Source organism: Proteus sp. PR00208 (assembly GCF_016238545.1).
Lineage (GTDB): Bacteria > Pseudomonadota > Gammaproteobacteria > Enterobacterales > Enterobacteriaceae > Proteus.
The window spans coordinates 50657-65480 of sequence record NZ_JAEHQE010000017.1 but is presented as its reverse complement, the minus strand read 5'-3'; the positions used below and the strand labels follow the sequence as shown (position 1 = coordinate 65480).

Here is a 14824-nt window from a genome sequence, read left to right as displayed (position 1 = left end):
AGTGAGTACTAATATGGAAACGGCTTCCTCAAAAATAGAGACAACAAGCTATCCCGCAACTAGTGCTGGCGCTCGCCGCGCAGGTATGACAGAACAAGAATGGCGTGCTGCAATTAAATTCGACGGCAATGATGTGGGCTGGGTTATCATGAGTATCGGTATGGCTATCGGTGCAGGTATTGTGTTTTTACCTGTGCAGGTAGGTCTGATGGGATTATGGGTTTTCCTACTATCCTCGATCATTGGTTATCCTGCGATGTACCTTTTCCAACGCCTATTTATTAATACGTTGGCTGAATCTCCAGAGTGTAAAGACTACCCAAGTGTTATCACTGGTTATCTCGGTAAAAACTGGGGTATTTTATTAGGAGCACTCTACTTTGTGATGCTAGTCATTTGGATGTTTGTTTACTCAACGGCAATCACCAATGACAGCGCTTCTTACTTACAAACATTTGGTGTTACGGAAGGTTTACTGTCAGAAAACCCATTCTATGGTTTGATCTTGATTTGTGCTTTAGTCGCTATCTCTTCTCGTGGTGAACAATTACTGTTTAAAGTATCAAGCTTTATGGTACTAACTAAACTGTTTGTTGTTGCTGCGTTAGGGATCTCCATGATTGGTATGTGGCATCTTTATAACGTGGGAGCATTACCACCCGCTGGACGTTTAATCAAAGAAGCAATCATTACATTACCTTTTACCCTGACTTCAATTCTGTTTATCCAAACATTAAGTCCAATGGTTATCTCTTACCGTGGTCGTAATAAAAACCGTGAAGTTGCTCGTCACAAAGCGTTACGTGCAATGAACATCGCGTTCGGTGTGTTGTTCTGTACTGTTTTCTTCTATGCAATCTCATTCACATTAGCAATGGGTCATGATGAAGCAGTTAAAGCGTATGAACAAAATATCTCTGCATTAGCGATTGCTGCAAAATTCTTCCCTGGTGGTTGGGTAACTGTTGTAAGCGTTATGCTAAATATCTTCGCCGTAATGACTGCATTCTTTGGTGTCTACCTAGGTTTCCGTGAAGCGACACAAGGGATCGTTATGAATATTCTGCAACGCTATATTCCAGCAGAAAAAATCAACCAAAAATGGGTACAAAACGGCATCATGATTTTCGCCGTGCTTTTAGCATGGGGTGCAATCATTCTGAATGCACCAGTACTGAGTTTTACCTCAATTTGTAGCCCAATCTTCGGTATGGTGGGTTGTCTTATCCCTGCATACTTAGTGTACAAAGTACCAATGTTACACAAATACAAAGGTGCATCGCTCTACCTGATTATTTTTACCGGTTTACTGCTCGTTATCTCTCCGTTCTTGGCATTCTCATAGTCGCCGACTTCGGTTCTAGTTAGGCATTGTTTTTAAAAACTAAATTAATCCAAGGTGTTAGATTATGAGCCAGAACAAAAATTCTCATTTATGGTCACAGTTTGTTCGTCAGTTACGTGAAGGTGTTAAGCCAGCAGTGGGTTGTACTGAGCCAATTTCATTAGCATTGGCAGCAACGAAAGCAACTGCGCTTTTAGGCGAGCCTGTTGTTCGTGTCGAAGCTTGGGTTTCACCAAACTTGATGAAAAACGGAATGGGCGTAACAGTGCCGGGAACGGGAATGGCTGGGCTACCTATTGCAGCAGCATTAGGTGCGACAGGAGGAGATCCTGATGCTGGGTTGGAGGTCTTGTTAAAAGCATCCGCTGATGCAGTTGCTCAAGCTAAGACACTGGTTGCTCAAGGTAAAGTCACTGTGGGTGTAAAAGCACCTTGTGAAGATGTTCTTTACTCTGAAGCGAAAGTGTATAGCCAATCTGGTTATGCCATCGTCAGTATCGCAAGAGAGCATACACATGTTGTTCGTTGTGAATGTAACGGTAACGTTGTTTTTGAGGAAGATAAATCAGCGCTTACCAATAATTGTGAATCTACTGATGAAAAACCTTTTACTGATGTTTGTGCTGAAGATATCTATAATTTCGCACTTAACGTACCAGTGAGTGAAATTGAATTTATGCTCAATGCCGCTCGTTTAAATGGCGCTTTATCAGAAGAGGGACTACAAAACACCTATGGATTAGCCATTGGTCGTACCTTAATTCTGCAACAAGAGAAAGGTTTGTTAGGTAAAGACTTACTTAATGAAATCATGATCAGAGCATCAGCTGCATCTGATGCTCGTATGGGTGGGGCGGTATTACCTGCAATGAGTAATTCAGGCTCAGGTAATCAGGGTATTGCCGCAACATTGCCTGTAATGGTGGTTGCTGAATTTATTAAAGCCGATGATGAAACCTTACTGCGTGCATTGGTTTTATCTCACTTAATGGCAATTTATGTTCATAGCCATTTTCCACCACTTTCCGCCCTTTGTGCTGCAACAACCGCTTCAATGGGAGCAGCCGCAGGAATGGCATGGTTACTCACAAAAGATTTCACCACTGTCAGTATGTCTATCAACAGTATGATTGGTGATATCAGTGGCATTATCTGTGATGGCGCATCGAATAGCTGTGCAATGAAAGTATCAAGTAGTGCAGCGAGTGCCTATAAAGCAGTATTAATGGCGATGCAAAATCAAAGTGTTGCGGGTACTGATGGTATTGTCAGTGACGATGTCGATAGTTCAATAGCGAATCTCTGTGCATTAGCCAGTCGTGCAATGCAACATACAGATATTCAAATCATTGAGATTATGGAAGAAAAAGCGCGTCGTAATGCTGGGGAAAAGAAGCAAGCTGTCAATATATAAAAGGCGAAAACCTAAAGCGGCAGTGATGTTGTGATGCAGTAAAAAGAAATACCTGCTTATAAAAATAGGCAGGTATTTTTTTATCATGGAATTGCGTTGATTAGATTAAATACTCACAGCCGCAAAGGCTTGCGCAATGCGCTGAACATTACTTGTATTAACACCTGCCATACAAACACGGCCAGTACCGACAAGATAAATACCAAATTCGTCACGTAATCTATCAACTTGCGCTTGTGTAAAGCCGGTATAGCTGAACATACCGCGTTGAGTTAATAGATGATCAAAATTCTTTTCAGGTAGAGCAACTTTTAAAGCTTCGACTAAAGTAACGCGCATCTCTTTAATGCGATCACGCATATGCGCGACTTCTTTTTGCCATTGTGCAGTTAAAACTTGGTCTGATAGCACTTTATTGACAATTTGCGCACCATAGTTTGCAGGGCTTGAGTAGATACGACGTACACCTGCTTTCAACTGACCTAATACATGTTCGCATTCAGTGGCATTTTCACACACAATTGATAAGCCACCAGCACGTTCACCGTAGATCCCAAATATTTTTGAAAAAGAGTTACTGGTAAGTATCGGTAATCCTGCTTTTGCCATAGTACGAATAGCGTAAGCATCTTCATCTAAATTTTCAGCAAAGCCTTGATAAGCAATATCTAAGAATGGAATTGCTTGGCGAGCTTTTAATACTTCAGTGACTTGATCCCATTGATCTTTAGTCAGATCAGAGCCTGTTGGGTTGTGGCAACATGGGTGCATCAATACGATGCTTTTTTCAGGCAGTTTTTTAAAGCAATCGAGTAGTGCTTCAAATTTTACGCCTTTGGTTTCAGGATCAAAGTATGGGTAATAATTTACCTTGAAACCCGAGCCCGCAAAAATAGAAGCATGATTATCCCAAGTCGGATCACTTATCCACACTTCTGATCTTGGGAAATAGCGATGGAGAAAATCAGCACCTACTTTTAATGCGCCTGATCCACCTAATGTTTGGATTGTGGCAATTTTCTTTTCTGCAATTAGAGGATTATCTGCACCGAAAAGGAGATCTTGAATTTCGCTGCGATAAGGCGCCAGCCCTTCCATTGGTAAATAAAGTGTTGCGGTGGGGGTCATGGCATTAAGTTGCTGACGCGCAACTGAAACTGTTCCTAAAATAGGGGTCTTGCCTTCTTCGTCATAATAAAGACCAATGCTTAAATTAATTTTATCCTGACGTGGGTCTTTGTTATAAACATCCATCAATGAGAGAATCGGATCTCCCGGAAACGCTTCAACCTGTTGAAACACGGCTTCTTCTCCAATCACTTTTAGTGTGTCATAGGGATACAATATCGTGTGTATTATTGTTCGTCTAGGTATTCCATGATGACGCGCGAGGTTAATTTTGTAATCAACTCATAGGCGCTAATACCACTATATTTGGCAATTTCTTCTACGGGCAACACATCTCCCCATAAAATAGCTTCATCACCAACACTATCAATCAGTTCAGTCCCCAAATCGACGCTGATCATATCCATCGAAACTCTGCCAACAATAGGCACTTTTCGACCATTGATCCACACAGGAGTACCTGAAGGTGCACTACGAGGATAACCATCGCCATAACCAATAGCGATCACACCAAGATAAGTGTCTTTTTCACTTACCCATGTTCCACCATAACCAACAGGTTCACCCGCTTTATGTTTACGAACAGCAATCAGGCTTGTTTTCAGTGTCATTGCAGGGGTTAAGCCAAAATCTTTACCTGTTCTTTCATCACCAGTGGGGGAGATACCATAAGTAATAATACCGGGGCGAACCCACTGATAATGAACTTGAGGCCAAAATAAAATACCCGCAGACGCTGCGATAGACTTATCACCGGCTTTATCTTGAATAAAATTTTGAAATAATGTGATTTGTTTTTGTGTTGCTTCAGGAACATCAGGCTCATCAGCGCGACTAAAATGGCTCACAATATTGACAGGTTGTTGTACATTTTTGCAGGCGGAAAGTCGTAAATAGAAGGCTTGCGCATCTTCAGGACGCACGCCTAAACGGTGCATCCCCGTATCGATTTTCATCCATACTTTGACGGGTTCATCTAAGTCGGCCTGTTCTAATGCTTCTAATTGTTCTTGGCTATGAACAACCGTTTCAATGTGGTTGACGACTAAAATAGGTAGGTCAACGATATCAAAAAAGCCCTCTAACAGAAGAATGGGCTTTACAATACCCCCACTTCGTAAGGTTAATGCTTCACCAATACGTGCAACACCAAAACAATCAGCATTGTCCATTAAGGTATATGCTGTTTCTAATAACCCATGACCATAAGCGTTTGCTTTCACGACAGCTATCAGGTGGCTATGTGGGGCATAGTCTCTCACATGCTGAAAATTGTGACGCAGAGCGCGGCGATCTATCACTGCGGTTGCCGCTTTCATATTATTCCAATACTTCCTTTCATTAAGTCAAGGTTAGTGATTATTCATCGTCGTAAGCAGGGCCCGCATAGTTATCAAAGCGTGACCATTGGCCGTTAAAGGTAAGCCTTACTGTACCAATTGGACCGTTACGTTGTTTACCGATGATGATTTCTGCAACCCCTTTTAAATCACTACTTTCGTGGTAAACCTCATCACGATAAATAAACATGATAAGGTCAGCATCTTGCTCAATAGAGCCTGATTCACGTAAGTCGGAGTTAACAGGGCGTTTATCAGCACGTTGTTCCAAACTACGGTTTAACTGTGATAGAGCAACCACAGGAACTTGTAATTCTTTAGCTAACGCTTTTAAAGAACGAGAAATTTCAGCAATTTCTAGTGTTCTGTTTTCAGATAATGAAGGTACTCTCATTAACTGTAAGTAGTCAATCATGATAAGGCTTAAACCGCCATGTTCACGATAGATGCGGCGAGCACGAGAGCGTACTTCTGTTGGTGTTAAACCCGATGAGTCATCGATATACATATTGCGTTTTTCAAGCAAAATACCCATGGTGCTTGAAATACGTGCCCAATCCTCATCATCAAGCTGGCCTGTACGAATTCTTGTCTGATCGACACGAGATAATGATGCCAACATACGCATCATGATTTGGTTGCCGGGCATCTCTAAGCTGAAGATAAGTACGGGTTTTTCTTCCGTCATTGCTGCATTTTCACATAAGTTCATGGCAAATGTGGTTTTACCCATAGAAGGACGTGCAGCAACAATAATTAAATCTGACTTTTGTAATCCTGCGGTTTTTTTATCAAGGTCTTGATAACCACTTGAAACCCCTGTGACACCATCATGAGGTTTTTGATAGAGCTGTTCTATTTTTTCAACAGTCTCTTCTAAAATTGCATCTATTGCTTTAGGGCCTTCGTCTTTATTGGCGCGTGTTTCAGCAATTTGGAACACTCTTGATTCAGCAAAGTCGAGCAGATCTTCACTGGTGCGTCCTTGAGGATCAAAACCCGCATCTGCAATTTCGTTGGCAACTTTTATCATATCGCGAACAACCGCACGCTCTCGGACAATATCCGCATAAGCGTTGATGTTCGCCGCACTTGGCGTATTTTTTGAAAGTTCTGCTAAATAGGCAAAACCACCTACACTGTCTAACTCGGCATTTTGTTCTAATGCTTCGGATAGCGTAATCAGGTCGATAGGTTTGCCTAATTCCAACAAACGTTGCATTTGCGAGAAGATAGTACGATGAGGTCGGCTATAAAAATCTTCGGCGGTGACGCGTTCAGAAACATTATCCCAACGTTCATTATCTATCATCAGACCGCCTAACACGGACTGCTCTGCTTCCAGCGAATGGGGAGGTAGCTTTAATCCCTCCATTTGTCGGTCTTTAATATCAGACATCAGCTTGTCAGTGGTCTTGTTTCTGGCCATAAATCCTGCATAAAATCGAAAAAGTGTCAGTCAGCGTATTAGTATACGCTAACCCAATTATCTGTGCCTTGTAGAAATAGCTATCCTTTGTCATTATCTCCAAAGGTCTTTTTGCGCTCGCTTATTTAACCTCTCATCCTACAAAGGAGATAGTAATGGCTAATCGTATTCAATTTGCAACTCATGGCGATGCAGATGTTCTTGAGTTAGCAACATTTACACCCGCTCCTCTTGGCGATCATGAAGTTCAAGTTGCCAATAAGGCAATTGGTATTAACTATATTGATACTTATGTACGTAGCGGATTATATCCTGTAAGCCAATTCCCAAGTGGATTAGGCACTGAAGCTGCGGGCATTATTATCAAAACAGGCGCTAAAGTGACTTCACTAAAAGAAGGGGACAGAGTTGTGTATGCGCAATCTCCGCTAGGGGCTTATAGCGATACGCATAATGTACCAGAAAATAAAGTAGCACGTCTGCCTGATAATATCTCTTTTGAACAAGCCGCAGCCTCTTTCTTAAAAGGATTAACGGTTTATTATCTCTTCAATGAAACTTATAAATTACAAGCGGGTGAAACCTTCTTATTCCACGCAGCAGCTGGTGGTGTTGGTTTAATTGCTAGCCAATGGGCGAAGGCCATTGGTGCAAAAATGATTGGTACAGCAGGTAGTGATGAAAAAATTGCCAAAGCAAAAGCCGCAGGTGCATGGGAAGTGATTAATTACCAGACTGAGTCGATTGTGGAACGTGTTTTGGCGCTAACTAATAACCAAAAAGTGCCTGTTGTTTACGACTCTGTTGGTAAAGCAACGTGGTTAGATTCGTTAGACTGCTTGCAGCGCCGTGGCTTAATGGTGAGTTTTGGTAATGCATCAGGTGCCGTAACAGGTGTCGATTTAGGTATTCTTAATAAAAAAGGTTCTCTATATGTGACGCGCCCATCTATTTCGGGTTATATCACAACGCGTGAAGAGCTAGATGCTGCAAGTGAAGCGCTATTTGCATTAATTGGTAGCGGTAAAATTGATGTAAGTGTGCCAGATAATCAGAAATTTGCTTTAGCAGATGCGAAAGATGCTCATCGTTATCTTGAAAGTAGACAATCTCAAGGATCGAGTTTACTTATTCCTTAATTATTATTTATAAAAACTAAAACCTATTTAAAATAAATTAAATAGGTTTTTAATATTTATTATTAATAAATATAAATAATTTCAAGTTTGATTATCAAAAAAAAGCCTTATTTTTATTTTAGATTTATTTTTAACTCTATCTCTTTTAATTTACGTTTTCGTGATTTTTATTAATAGAATATGGAGTGTTTATGCAAAAAGATGAATTAAAGGATTTTATTGATTTTATTTATGAAGATAATAAAGTCAGTAATGTTGAATTACAATTTATTCGTGATGTCGCAGATGAAAAAACAGAAGCATTATTTAAACGCCTTGGTGAAAATAATAATTTATCTGCATTCCAAAAATCAATGGATGTATCAGTTCAATTAATGCAAAATGCTTTTTTTGATATTAAAAAGAAAGAAGGAACAGAAGAAGGTAAACGTGAAGTTAAAGAAGCATTTGAATTTCAAATTGCTTATTTAGTTGCCAATTATAATCGCTTCTTCTCATTACTTTAATGAAAGTAAAACCAGCCCAATGTGGCTGGTTTTATTTTTAATATCGTTATTTTTCAGTTACAAATTTAAGTGCATTTTCTAAAACAGATAAATCAGCGCCCTGTTTATGGGCATTTTCACTTAAATGACGTCGCCATTGTCTAGCGCCTGGAATACCTTGGAAAATCCCCAACATATGACGTGTAACATGACCTAAATAAGTACCTTGTGAGAGCTCTTTCTCAATATAAGGATACATTGCTCTTACCGCAGTGACTGCATTGGCAATAGGTAGCTGGTTGTCAAAAAGCTCATGATCAACATGCGTTAGAATTGACGGGTTTTGATAAGCCTCACGACCTACCATAACGCCATCCATATATTTTAAGTGCTCTTTGGCTTCTTCTAGTGACTTAATACCACCGTTAATTGCCATAGTGAGATGCGAGAAATCGCGTTTTAATTGATAAACACGAGGATAATCTAAAGGTGGAACTTCACGGTTCTCTTTTGGACTTAAACCCGATAACCATGCTTTACGGGCATGAATAATAAAGGTATCACAGTTATTATCACGGCTAACAGTATCAATAAAATCACATAGAAATTCGTAGCTATCTAGCTCGTCAATACCAATACGGGTTTTTACCGTAACAGGAATATCAACGACATCACGCATGGCTTTCACACAATCTGCAACGAGTTGTGCATCTCCCATTAAACAAGCACCAAAACGCCCATTTTGTACGCGATCTGAAGGGCAGCCCACATTTAAATTGATTTCATCATAGCCACGCTCTTGTGCCAATTTTGCACATTGCGCTAAAGCTTGAGGATCGCTTCCACCTAACTGCAAAGAGACTGGATGTTCTTCTTCACTGTATTTTAGATAGTCGCCTTTACCGTGAATGATGGCACCTGTTGTGACCATTTCAGTATAAAGCAGTGTATTTTTACTGAGCTGACGAAAGAAATAACGACAATGACGATCAGTCCAATCGAGCATCGGCGCAACAGAGAAGCGGTTCAACGGGTAATTCCCTTGAGTGCCCTGTGTTTGCTTGTTTTCTAGTGTTTTATCGGTTGGTGTATTTTCGTGCATTATAACCCATTTTAGTGTATTTTCTCTTTATCAGGACACCAGTGAGGACACCAAAATTTGGTGTCCTGCTGAGAGTGAGAGAGGATTTATATAGAGATGGCTTACTATACCATATCAAAACGCGATAGAGCAGACGGCACTGCTCGATACAGATGTTCCGTTTCTGTGAAAGCTGGTGGAAAGAGAATTTATAATGAAAGCAGAACGTTCACCAAACAGGCTCATGCAAAAACATGGGGAACTAAACGTGTTTTAGAGCTAGAGCAAAACGGCATACCAGATCCAACTGATGCAACAAAAATAACAGTCAGAGATTTACTGTTTAAATATTTAAATGATCCAGATCTTGGCGGGAAAGCAGGAAGAACAAAACGGTATGTTTTAGAAATGCTGTTTGATTCTGATTTGTCTAAATATGGGCTAACAGAGCTTACCGTTTCACATATTGTTGATCATTGCAGACATAGACACGCATCAGGTGCATCACCCTCAACCATTAACCATGATGTTAGTTATTTGACCTCGGTATTAAAATCGGCAAAACCTATCTATGGTATAGAATATACGGCTAATCCAGCGTATGAGGCACGCCCGTTACTCATTCAAATGGGATTGATTGGTAAATCACAACGGCGTAGTCGTAGACCTCAAAAAGAAGAATTAAAACAACTAAGAGAAGCGCTTAAAAAACGAAGCGAACACAGAGAGTGCATTATCCCTTATGTTGATATTTTAGATTTTTCTATTCTTAGTTGCATGCGAATTGGTGAAGTGTGCAAAATTCTATGGGCAGACGTTGACGAGAAAAACAGATCAGTAATTGTTAGAGATAGAAAAGATCCGCGTAAAAAATCAGGTAACCACATGTCAGTGCCTTTACTGGGGGATGCATGGGCAATACTGAGTCGCCAACCAAAAACAAGTGATAGAATTTTCCCTTATAACCCTAAATCAGTTACTGCAGGTTTTCAGCGCACCAGGAACGCATTAGGGATTGAAGATCTTAGATATCATGACTTAAGAAGAGAAGGGGCAAGTCGTTTATTTGAAGCTGGCTTTAGTATTGAAGAGGTGGCTCAAGTGACAGGGCACAGATCTTTAAATGTTCTTTGGCAGGTATATACAGAGTTATACCCCAAATCATTGCATGATAAATTTGATAAATTGAATAAAAGTTGATCTTTTTCACCTCTAAATTATACTGTATAAATAAACAGTAAATGGAGGTGTTCATGATTCATATAAAATTATTTTTTGATAAAGCAATTCAAAAAAATACCCATCCTGATATGTTTAACGCGCTGAAAAAAGAAGTAAAAAAGAAACTTTCCCCTTCTTATTCTGAGTTGGAGGTTAGTGCTTTGTGGGGGTCACAAACAAAGTTAATCATTGATGGACTAAAGAAAAATGAAAAAAAAGACAAAATAACCGATGCATTAGAAGAAATATGGAGCGATACAAGCTGGATGCCTGAGGTTGAGTCGTCTAACTCTGATGAGCTTGAATATTTTGATAAGTAAAAGATAACAAGCTGGATTATATCTATTTTCCAGCTTGTTTTTCTCATTGAAGGTGTTCAAATTCTTGTTTTGCTATTTCTCTTTTTTTATCTATCCATTCCGCTAAATCTACAATATGCACCAATCTTCCTGATTTTTGATTATCCCTGTATGTTGGAAATGGTAACTCGCCAAGGTTAGCTTTTTTATCAGCCCAAGAAGGCGATATGCTAAGGAATTTCTCAGCAACAACAGATAGAGGAATTTGAGACGTTTCATATTCAGCTAACAATAAAAATACTGTATTCATATTTTCTCTCCACACTGTCCGTACACAGTTTAAATAGATATTAGTTAATGCTGGTGGTTATTGCTGATACAATTTTAATCCGTTTGTTAGATTCCGTTGAAATGACATATTATTAAAATCTGGTTCCATTAACTCCTGCACAACCTCACCTGTATTTACATCATATAAATGGCTATCAGTTAGGTTATTTATAATAAAAGTTTCTCTTTCACTTTGAGACCAGGAGTTAAATGCTTTTAATAATTTTTTAGGTGTTCTGTATTGTGGTTTTATCCCTAACCTTTTTGCAGCTGCGAAATTATGATGCCCATTTACTAATAATGTATATTGCTTACCTCTTAAAGTTACATGCAATATATCGACAATAAACACTTTAAATCTTTTAACTTTATCTAAAACAACATATTCATTTAAATAACGCTGACTACTAATTAATTGTCCTTTTATTTCCATTATTAAATCCTTTTAAACTCAATCACCCATACCCACGGATTATCTGCATATTTAAAGTTAGTAGGTGATACTGAATCCCAAAGATTACGAAACCAACAAAACGGGTCCATACTGCCCCCAGTTAATTCTCTATCTAAAGGATAACCTTCGGCTTTAAATTCATTATCATCAGCACTTTTTAAACGCTCAACACGAACATCGGTGATTTCTAACGTAATGCGCGAATATCTACGAGGCATGTGTATAGATGGAGTCCACTTAATTTCTTCATACCATCCTTCCTCTAAATCAGATGGTTTATGTGTAGCTTTATATGCAATTGTTGATTCAGTGCATACCCCTGTTTTAAATGTTTCACGAACCCAAAGGCGATCACCAACCTTGCCAAGAGGACAAGGAAACCAACCGCTGGTATCGTTATGTAAATCGCCAGCCCATCTGAAATTAAAATCATCCTGTTGTACGGAAATAGTTTCTCCTGATAGTGTGCAAGGCTGGTTGTTCATTACTCTACGAGTTTGAGTTTTACGCCCATCTAAAATGGCTTTTACCATCTCGGTATTAAATATAATTCCACGCTCTTTACTCATGGCAATCCCCAATAGCTAGGAATTTATCCATAGCGTTGCTTGCTAACTCTTTTATCAGGATCTGCTTACTTGCATACTGAATAGCTTCACATGCCCATACAAAACCAGATGTTGGCTTTGTTACAGGATATAGTGACTCCCAATCCCAAGGTGATTCTATGCCTCCTATTGACGGATCTGTAAAACTGGAGTTTTCAATAGCAAAGGAATATGACTGTTCCGAAATTGAACCGCTAATGCAGTAATCATTGATTAATGATTTCAACTCACCAATTCTTCTGGAAAAATCTTTATAAGCCTCTTTTAAATCAGCTAATTTTTCGCGATCTTCTTCCTCATCTAAAATATCATTCTTCCATTGCTGGAGTTCATTGTTTAAATATTCTAGTGTTCTTTTAACATCAACTTCTTTATAAATTGCCGTGGCTTCACTACGAGATGATCCAATCTGCAATTTTTCAGCTAAATAACCTAAGTTAAGGCTATCTTTATTAAAGAAATAAAGCATATCTTTAATACGGCTAAATACCCAAGTACCCATATCTCCAGTCATATATAGATAATAAGGTGTTGTCACAATATCAAACCAATATGCTGAATTTTTTGGGTTAGAAAAGTGGTAATGACGATATAACCCATCGGATTTAATGCATGCCATTTCGTGCATTTTAGTATCTTCATGGAAGCGCCCCATAGTAAAGATCTCCTTAAATCACATTAATTAAATGGCGTGGATACATAAGCCCAATTGGAGCAAAGGGAATATCATCCTCAAAATCCATTGGTGGTTGACTACTTTGGGCTTGAGGTTGAGCTGGTGGCTGATTTTGCTGTGCCGACTGTGAACCTGCTGATTTACTAGCACCACCAAGCATTTGCATTGTGCCTCCAACCTTTACAACAACTTCTGTTGTATAGCGTTTAACGCCGTTATCATCCCATTCACGCGTTTGTAGTTGTCCCTCAATATAAACTTGAGAACCTTTGCACAAATAGCCACTGGCGATATCAGCGAGTTTTCCAAACAGAACGACACGGTGCCATTCTGTCTTTTCTCGGTTGTCACCCGTTTGTTTATCTCGCCACTTTTCTGATGTGGCCACAGCTAAATTGGCAACAGCACCACCAGAAGGCAGGTAGCGAATTTCAGGATCACGACCTAAATTGCCGATAAGAATTACTTTGTTTACTGATCCGTTAGCCATTTTCAGTTATTCCTATTTGAGTAATATCGCCACCCATAAGATGGCGATTAATTAATAATTAAGCTGAAAATTTGCCAATGAATGTTTCGATTTCACTTTCATCGAATTCATCACAAAGCAGATTGCGAAACTCTTGAGCGATTTGTTCTTCAAGATTTTCAAGTTGAACAATACGGAGCACTAAAACAGGAACATCACCGCCAGTGAGCACGCTATAACGCAATTTAATGCTACGTTCTTTTAACTCGTCATACGGAGTGCATGTAAACTGGAATGCAGTTGGCATAACATCTTTGCTTCTTGCTTCAACATTTTCTAATACTGAACGTTTAGCACTAAAATCGTGATCTTCATGTTCAGCAGAGCGTGTTGATTCAATCGTAATACGGCGAACAGCAGAAATAGCTTGTTTGATATCTAAAACATTACCTTCTGCATCAAACGCCATTAAATAATCACGCCAATCTTCTAACCACTCGGCTAATTCTTTTTGACGATATTTAACACCATCAATTTTTAATAGTGCTGAGAATGGAGCGGTTTGTTTTAATTTTACAAGTGCTGTGTTATCAGCATGACCAGGCTCACCAATTGTGCCGATATTAAAAATAGTTTCGGCACTCATTTCATCAGCATCAATAAAGCAACTAACACCTTCTTCAACTGCATTTTTGATTGAGTATTTAACAAAGTCGCTAATGCTGGTTGTTTTCATTTCACCGCGAAAACGGAAGCGACCTTCTTGTAAATTTTCCAAACTACTTACTTTAAAGTCGTTCGGAAGAACAATAGCAGGGCAAAGAGACTTCTCTATTGCATCGAGACTTAATGAAGCCACAGCCATATTTTGAATTTGCGAAATAGCAGTGCCGTCTAATTGAGACATGAATAAACTCCTACTTATTTAAAAGCATTAAATTAAATGGATAGGTTTAATTAAAAATAAGGAAACTAATTAACGGATTTTAATTTCCCGTCGGGCTGACCTTGCAAAGAAAATAATTGACCTTGGTCTTCTTGCATAATGGTCAACTTACCACCTTTACCCACGTACATTGGCGTTTTGGTGGTGTCTTCTTCAGCCCGTTTTCCGCGTGGTGTTGGTGCAGAGAATTTAAGTTTATGAGTTATTTCAACTCGTTTTTCTTCCATTGAATTACTAAGGCGAGCAATATCTAATTCAATAGTGACCTTGCCTTTTCCACCATTATTCAAAACGCCTAAAGCCACATCATTTAAAACAGCAGAGACTTTATTTTCAAAAACGCCAGCGTCCAATTCGGAAAGAAAGTCGGGAACATTTGTCTTACGATCTTCTTGGCTCATTTCTATAACCTCACATTATCACTTCACACAATAAGAAAGGGCACTAGCTACAGTAGATA

Annotated in this window: 17 protein-coding genes; 6 read left to right on the top strand and 11 right to left on the bottom strand. The window is 39.3% G+C overall.

Annotated features, from left to right (window positions below):
• Nucleotides 1-13 precede the first annotated feature (13 nt).
• Both JEP36_RS12605 and JEP36_RS12600 read left to right on the top strand, forming a co-directional pair.
• Nucleotides 14-1345: an amino acid permease gene (locus JEP36_RS12605; RefSeq protein WP_109373160.1), complete on the top strand. Its 1332-nt coding sequence runs from the start codon at nucleotides 14-16 to the stop codon at nucleotides 1343-1345.
• Nucleotides 1346-1409: 64 nt separating this feature from the next.
• Nucleotides 1410-2759, top strand: a complete 1350-nt coding sequence (locus JEP36_RS12600; protein WP_198630295.1) for an L-cysteine desulfidase family protein — start codon at nucleotides 1410-1412, stop codon at nucleotides 2757-2759.
• 105 nt (nucleotides 2760-2864) lie between these two features.
• On the opposite strand, the gene JEP36_RS12595 is transcribed toward JEP36_RS12600, so the two are convergent.
• From JEP36_RS12595 to dnaB, 3 genes are read right to left on the bottom strand one after another with little or no spacing between them, the layout of a single operon-like run.
• On the bottom strand, nucleotides 2865-4061 hold the full coding sequence (locus JEP36_RS12595; RefSeq protein WP_198630294.1) for an amino acid aminotransferase: 1197 nt from the start codon (nucleotides 4059-4061) through the stop codon (nucleotides 2865-2867).
• A 53-nt stretch (nucleotides 4062-4114) separates the two neighbouring features.
• A complete protein-coding gene (alr, locus tag JEP36_RS12590) occupies nucleotides 4115-5206 on the bottom strand; it encodes an alanine racemase (RefSeq protein ID WP_198620612.1) in 1092 nt (363 codons plus the stop codon).
• Nucleotides 5207-5246: 40 nt separating this feature from the next.
• Nucleotides 5247-6656 carry a replicative DNA helicase gene (gene dnaB, locus JEP36_RS12585; protein ID WP_023583065.1) on the bottom strand — a complete coding sequence of 470 codons (1410 nt, stop codon included), beginning with the start codon at nucleotides 6654-6656 and terminating at the stop codon, nucleotides 5247-5249.
• Nucleotides 6657-6811: 155 nt separating this feature from the next.
• On the opposite strand from dnaB, the gene JEP36_RS12580 reads away from it, so the two are divergent.
• Nucleotides 6812-7795, top strand: a complete 984-nt coding sequence (locus tag JEP36_RS12580) for a quinone oxidoreductase (RefSeq protein ID WP_198630293.1) — start codon at nucleotides 6812-6814, stop codon at nucleotides 7793-7795.
• A gap of 191 nt (nucleotides 7796-7986) precedes the next feature.
• A complete protein-coding gene (locus tag JEP36_RS12575; RefSeq protein ID WP_109373166.1) occupies nucleotides 7987-8301 on the top strand; it encodes a hypothetical protein in 315 nt (104 codons plus the stop codon).
• Nucleotides 8302-8347: 46 nt separating this feature from the next.
• On the opposite strand, the gene dusA is transcribed toward JEP36_RS12575, so the two are convergent.
• Nucleotides 8348-9382 carry a tRNA dihydrouridine(20/20a) synthase DusA gene (gene dusA, locus JEP36_RS12570; RefSeq protein ID WP_198630292.1) on the bottom strand — a complete coding sequence of 345 codons (1035 nt, stop codon included), beginning with the start codon at nucleotides 9380-9382 and terminating at the stop codon, nucleotides 8348-8350.
• Between the two features lie 96 nt (nucleotides 9383-9478).
• Here dusA and JEP36_RS12565 point away from each other — a divergent pair, with 96 nt between their 5' ends.
• Entirely contained in the window at nucleotides 9479-10561 is a 1083-nt protein-coding gene (locus tag JEP36_RS12565; protein ID WP_109402803.1) for a tyrosine-type recombinase/integrase, read from the top strand.
• A 53-nt stretch (nucleotides 10562-10614) separates the two neighbouring features.
• A complete protein-coding gene (locus JEP36_RS12560) occupies nucleotides 10615-10902 on the top strand; it encodes a DinI-like family protein (RefSeq protein ID WP_072065180.1) in 288 nt (95 codons plus the stop codon).
• Nucleotides 10903-10945: 43 nt separating this feature from the next.
• Here JEP36_RS12560 and JEP36_RS12555 read toward each other — a convergent pair whose 3' ends face one another.
• The 7 genes from JEP36_RS12555 to JEP36_RS12525 form a co-directional block, all read right to left on the bottom strand.
• A complete protein-coding gene (locus JEP36_RS12555; RefSeq protein WP_072065179.1) occupies nucleotides 10946-11191 on the bottom strand; it encodes a pyocin activator PrtN family protein in 246 nt (81 codons plus the stop codon).
• Between the two features lie 57 nt (nucleotides 11192-11248).
• A complete protein-coding gene (locus tag JEP36_RS12550) occupies nucleotides 11249-11644 on the bottom strand; it encodes a chromosome partitioning protein ParB (RefSeq protein WP_198630291.1) in 396 nt (131 codons plus the stop codon).
• 2 nt (nucleotides 11645-11646) lie between these two features.
• On the bottom strand, nucleotides 11647-12234 hold the full coding sequence (locus JEP36_RS12545) for a hypothetical protein (protein ID WP_156734251.1): 588 nt from the start codon (nucleotides 12232-12234) through the stop codon (nucleotides 11647-11649).
• A complete protein-coding gene (locus JEP36_RS12540; protein WP_115370622.1) occupies nucleotides 12227-12928 on the bottom strand; it encodes a hypothetical protein in 702 nt (233 codons plus the stop codon). The genes JEP36_RS12545 and JEP36_RS12540 overlap by 8 nt, the downstream gene beginning before the upstream one ends.
• 13 nt (nucleotides 12929-12941) lie before the next feature.
• Nucleotides 12942-13439 carry a single-stranded DNA-binding protein gene (gene ssb / locus JEP36_RS12535; RefSeq protein ID WP_115370623.1) on the bottom strand — a complete coding sequence of 166 codons (498 nt, stop codon included), beginning with the start codon at nucleotides 13437-13439 and terminating at the stop codon, nucleotides 12942-12944.
• A 58-nt stretch (nucleotides 13440-13497) separates the two neighbouring features.
• On the bottom strand, nucleotides 13498-14325 hold the full coding sequence (locus JEP36_RS12530) for a YfdQ family protein (RefSeq protein WP_163827226.1): 828 nt from the start codon (nucleotides 14323-14325) through the stop codon (nucleotides 13498-13500).
• Nucleotides 14326-14390: 65 nt separating this feature from the next.
• Nucleotides 14391-14765, bottom strand: coding sequence for a hypothetical protein (locus tag JEP36_RS12525; protein WP_006533955.1), 375 nt, complete (start codon nucleotides 14763-14765; stop codon nucleotides 14391-14393).
• Nucleotides 14766-14824 lie beyond the last annotated feature (59 nt).

What these genes read in the sequence shown, in the direction of transcription:
- JEP36_RS12560 (WP_072065180.1), top strand. Translation starts at nt 10,615, where the DNA reads ATGATTCATATAAAATTATTTTTTGATAAAGCAATTCAAAAAAATACC.
- dnaB (WP_023583065.1), bottom strand. Translation starts at nt 6,656, where the DNA reads ATGGCCAGAAACAAGACCACTGACAAGCTGATGTCTGATATTAAAGAC.
- JEP36_RS12575 (WP_109373166.1), top strand. Translation starts at nt 7,987, where the DNA reads ATGCAAAAAGATGAATTAAAGGATTTTATTGATTTTATTTATGAAGAT.
- JEP36_RS12600 (WP_198630295.1), top strand. Translation starts at nt 1,410, where the DNA reads ATGAGCCAGAACAAAAATTCTCATTTATGGTCACAGTTTGTTCGTCAG.
- JEP36_RS12540 (WP_115370622.1), bottom strand. Translation starts at nt 12,928, where the DNA reads ATGGGGCGCTTCCATGAAGATACTAAAATGCACGAAATGGCATGCATT.
- JEP36_RS12530 (WP_163827226.1), bottom strand. Translation starts at nt 14,325, where the DNA reads ATGTCTCAATTAGACGGCACTGCTATTTCGCAAATTCAAAATATGGCT.
- JEP36_RS12580 (WP_198630293.1), top strand. Translation starts at nt 6,812, where the DNA reads ATGGCTAATCGTATTCAATTTGCAACTCATGGCGATGCAGATGTTCTT.
- JEP36_RS12545 (WP_156734251.1), bottom strand. Translation starts at nt 12,234, where the DNA reads ATGAGTAAAGAGCGTGGAATTATATTTAATACCGAGATGGTAAAAGCC.
- JEP36_RS12525 (WP_006533955.1), bottom strand. Translation starts at nt 14,765, where the DNA reads ATGAGCCAAGAAGATCGTAAGACAAATGTTCCCGACTTTCTTTCCGAA.
- JEP36_RS12605 (WP_109373160.1), top strand. Translation starts at nt 14, where the DNA reads ATGGAAACGGCTTCCTCAAAAATAGAGACAACAAGCTATCCCGCAACT.
- alr (WP_198620612.1), bottom strand. Translation starts at nt 5,206, where the DNA reads ATGAAAGCGGCAACCGCAGTGATAGATCGCCGCGCTCTGCGTCACAAT.
- JEP36_RS12565 (WP_109402803.1), top strand. Translation starts at nt 9,479, where the DNA reads ATGGCTTACTATACCATATCAAAACGCGATAGAGCAGACGGCACTGCT.
- JEP36_RS12555 (WP_072065179.1), bottom strand. Translation starts at nt 11,191, where the DNA reads ATGAATACAGTATTTTTATTGTTAGCTGAATATGAAACGTCTCAAATT.
- dusA (WP_198630292.1), bottom strand. Translation starts at nt 9,382, where the DNA reads ATGCACGAAAATACACCAACCGATAAAACACTAGAAAACAAGCAAACA.
- JEP36_RS12550 (WP_198630291.1), bottom strand. Translation starts at nt 11,644, where the DNA reads ATGGAAATAAAAGGACAATTAATTAGTAGTCAGCGTTATTTAAATGAA.
- ssb (WP_115370623.1), bottom strand. Translation starts at nt 13,439, where the DNA reads ATGGCTAACGGATCAGTAAACAAAGTAATTCTTATCGGCAATTTAGGT.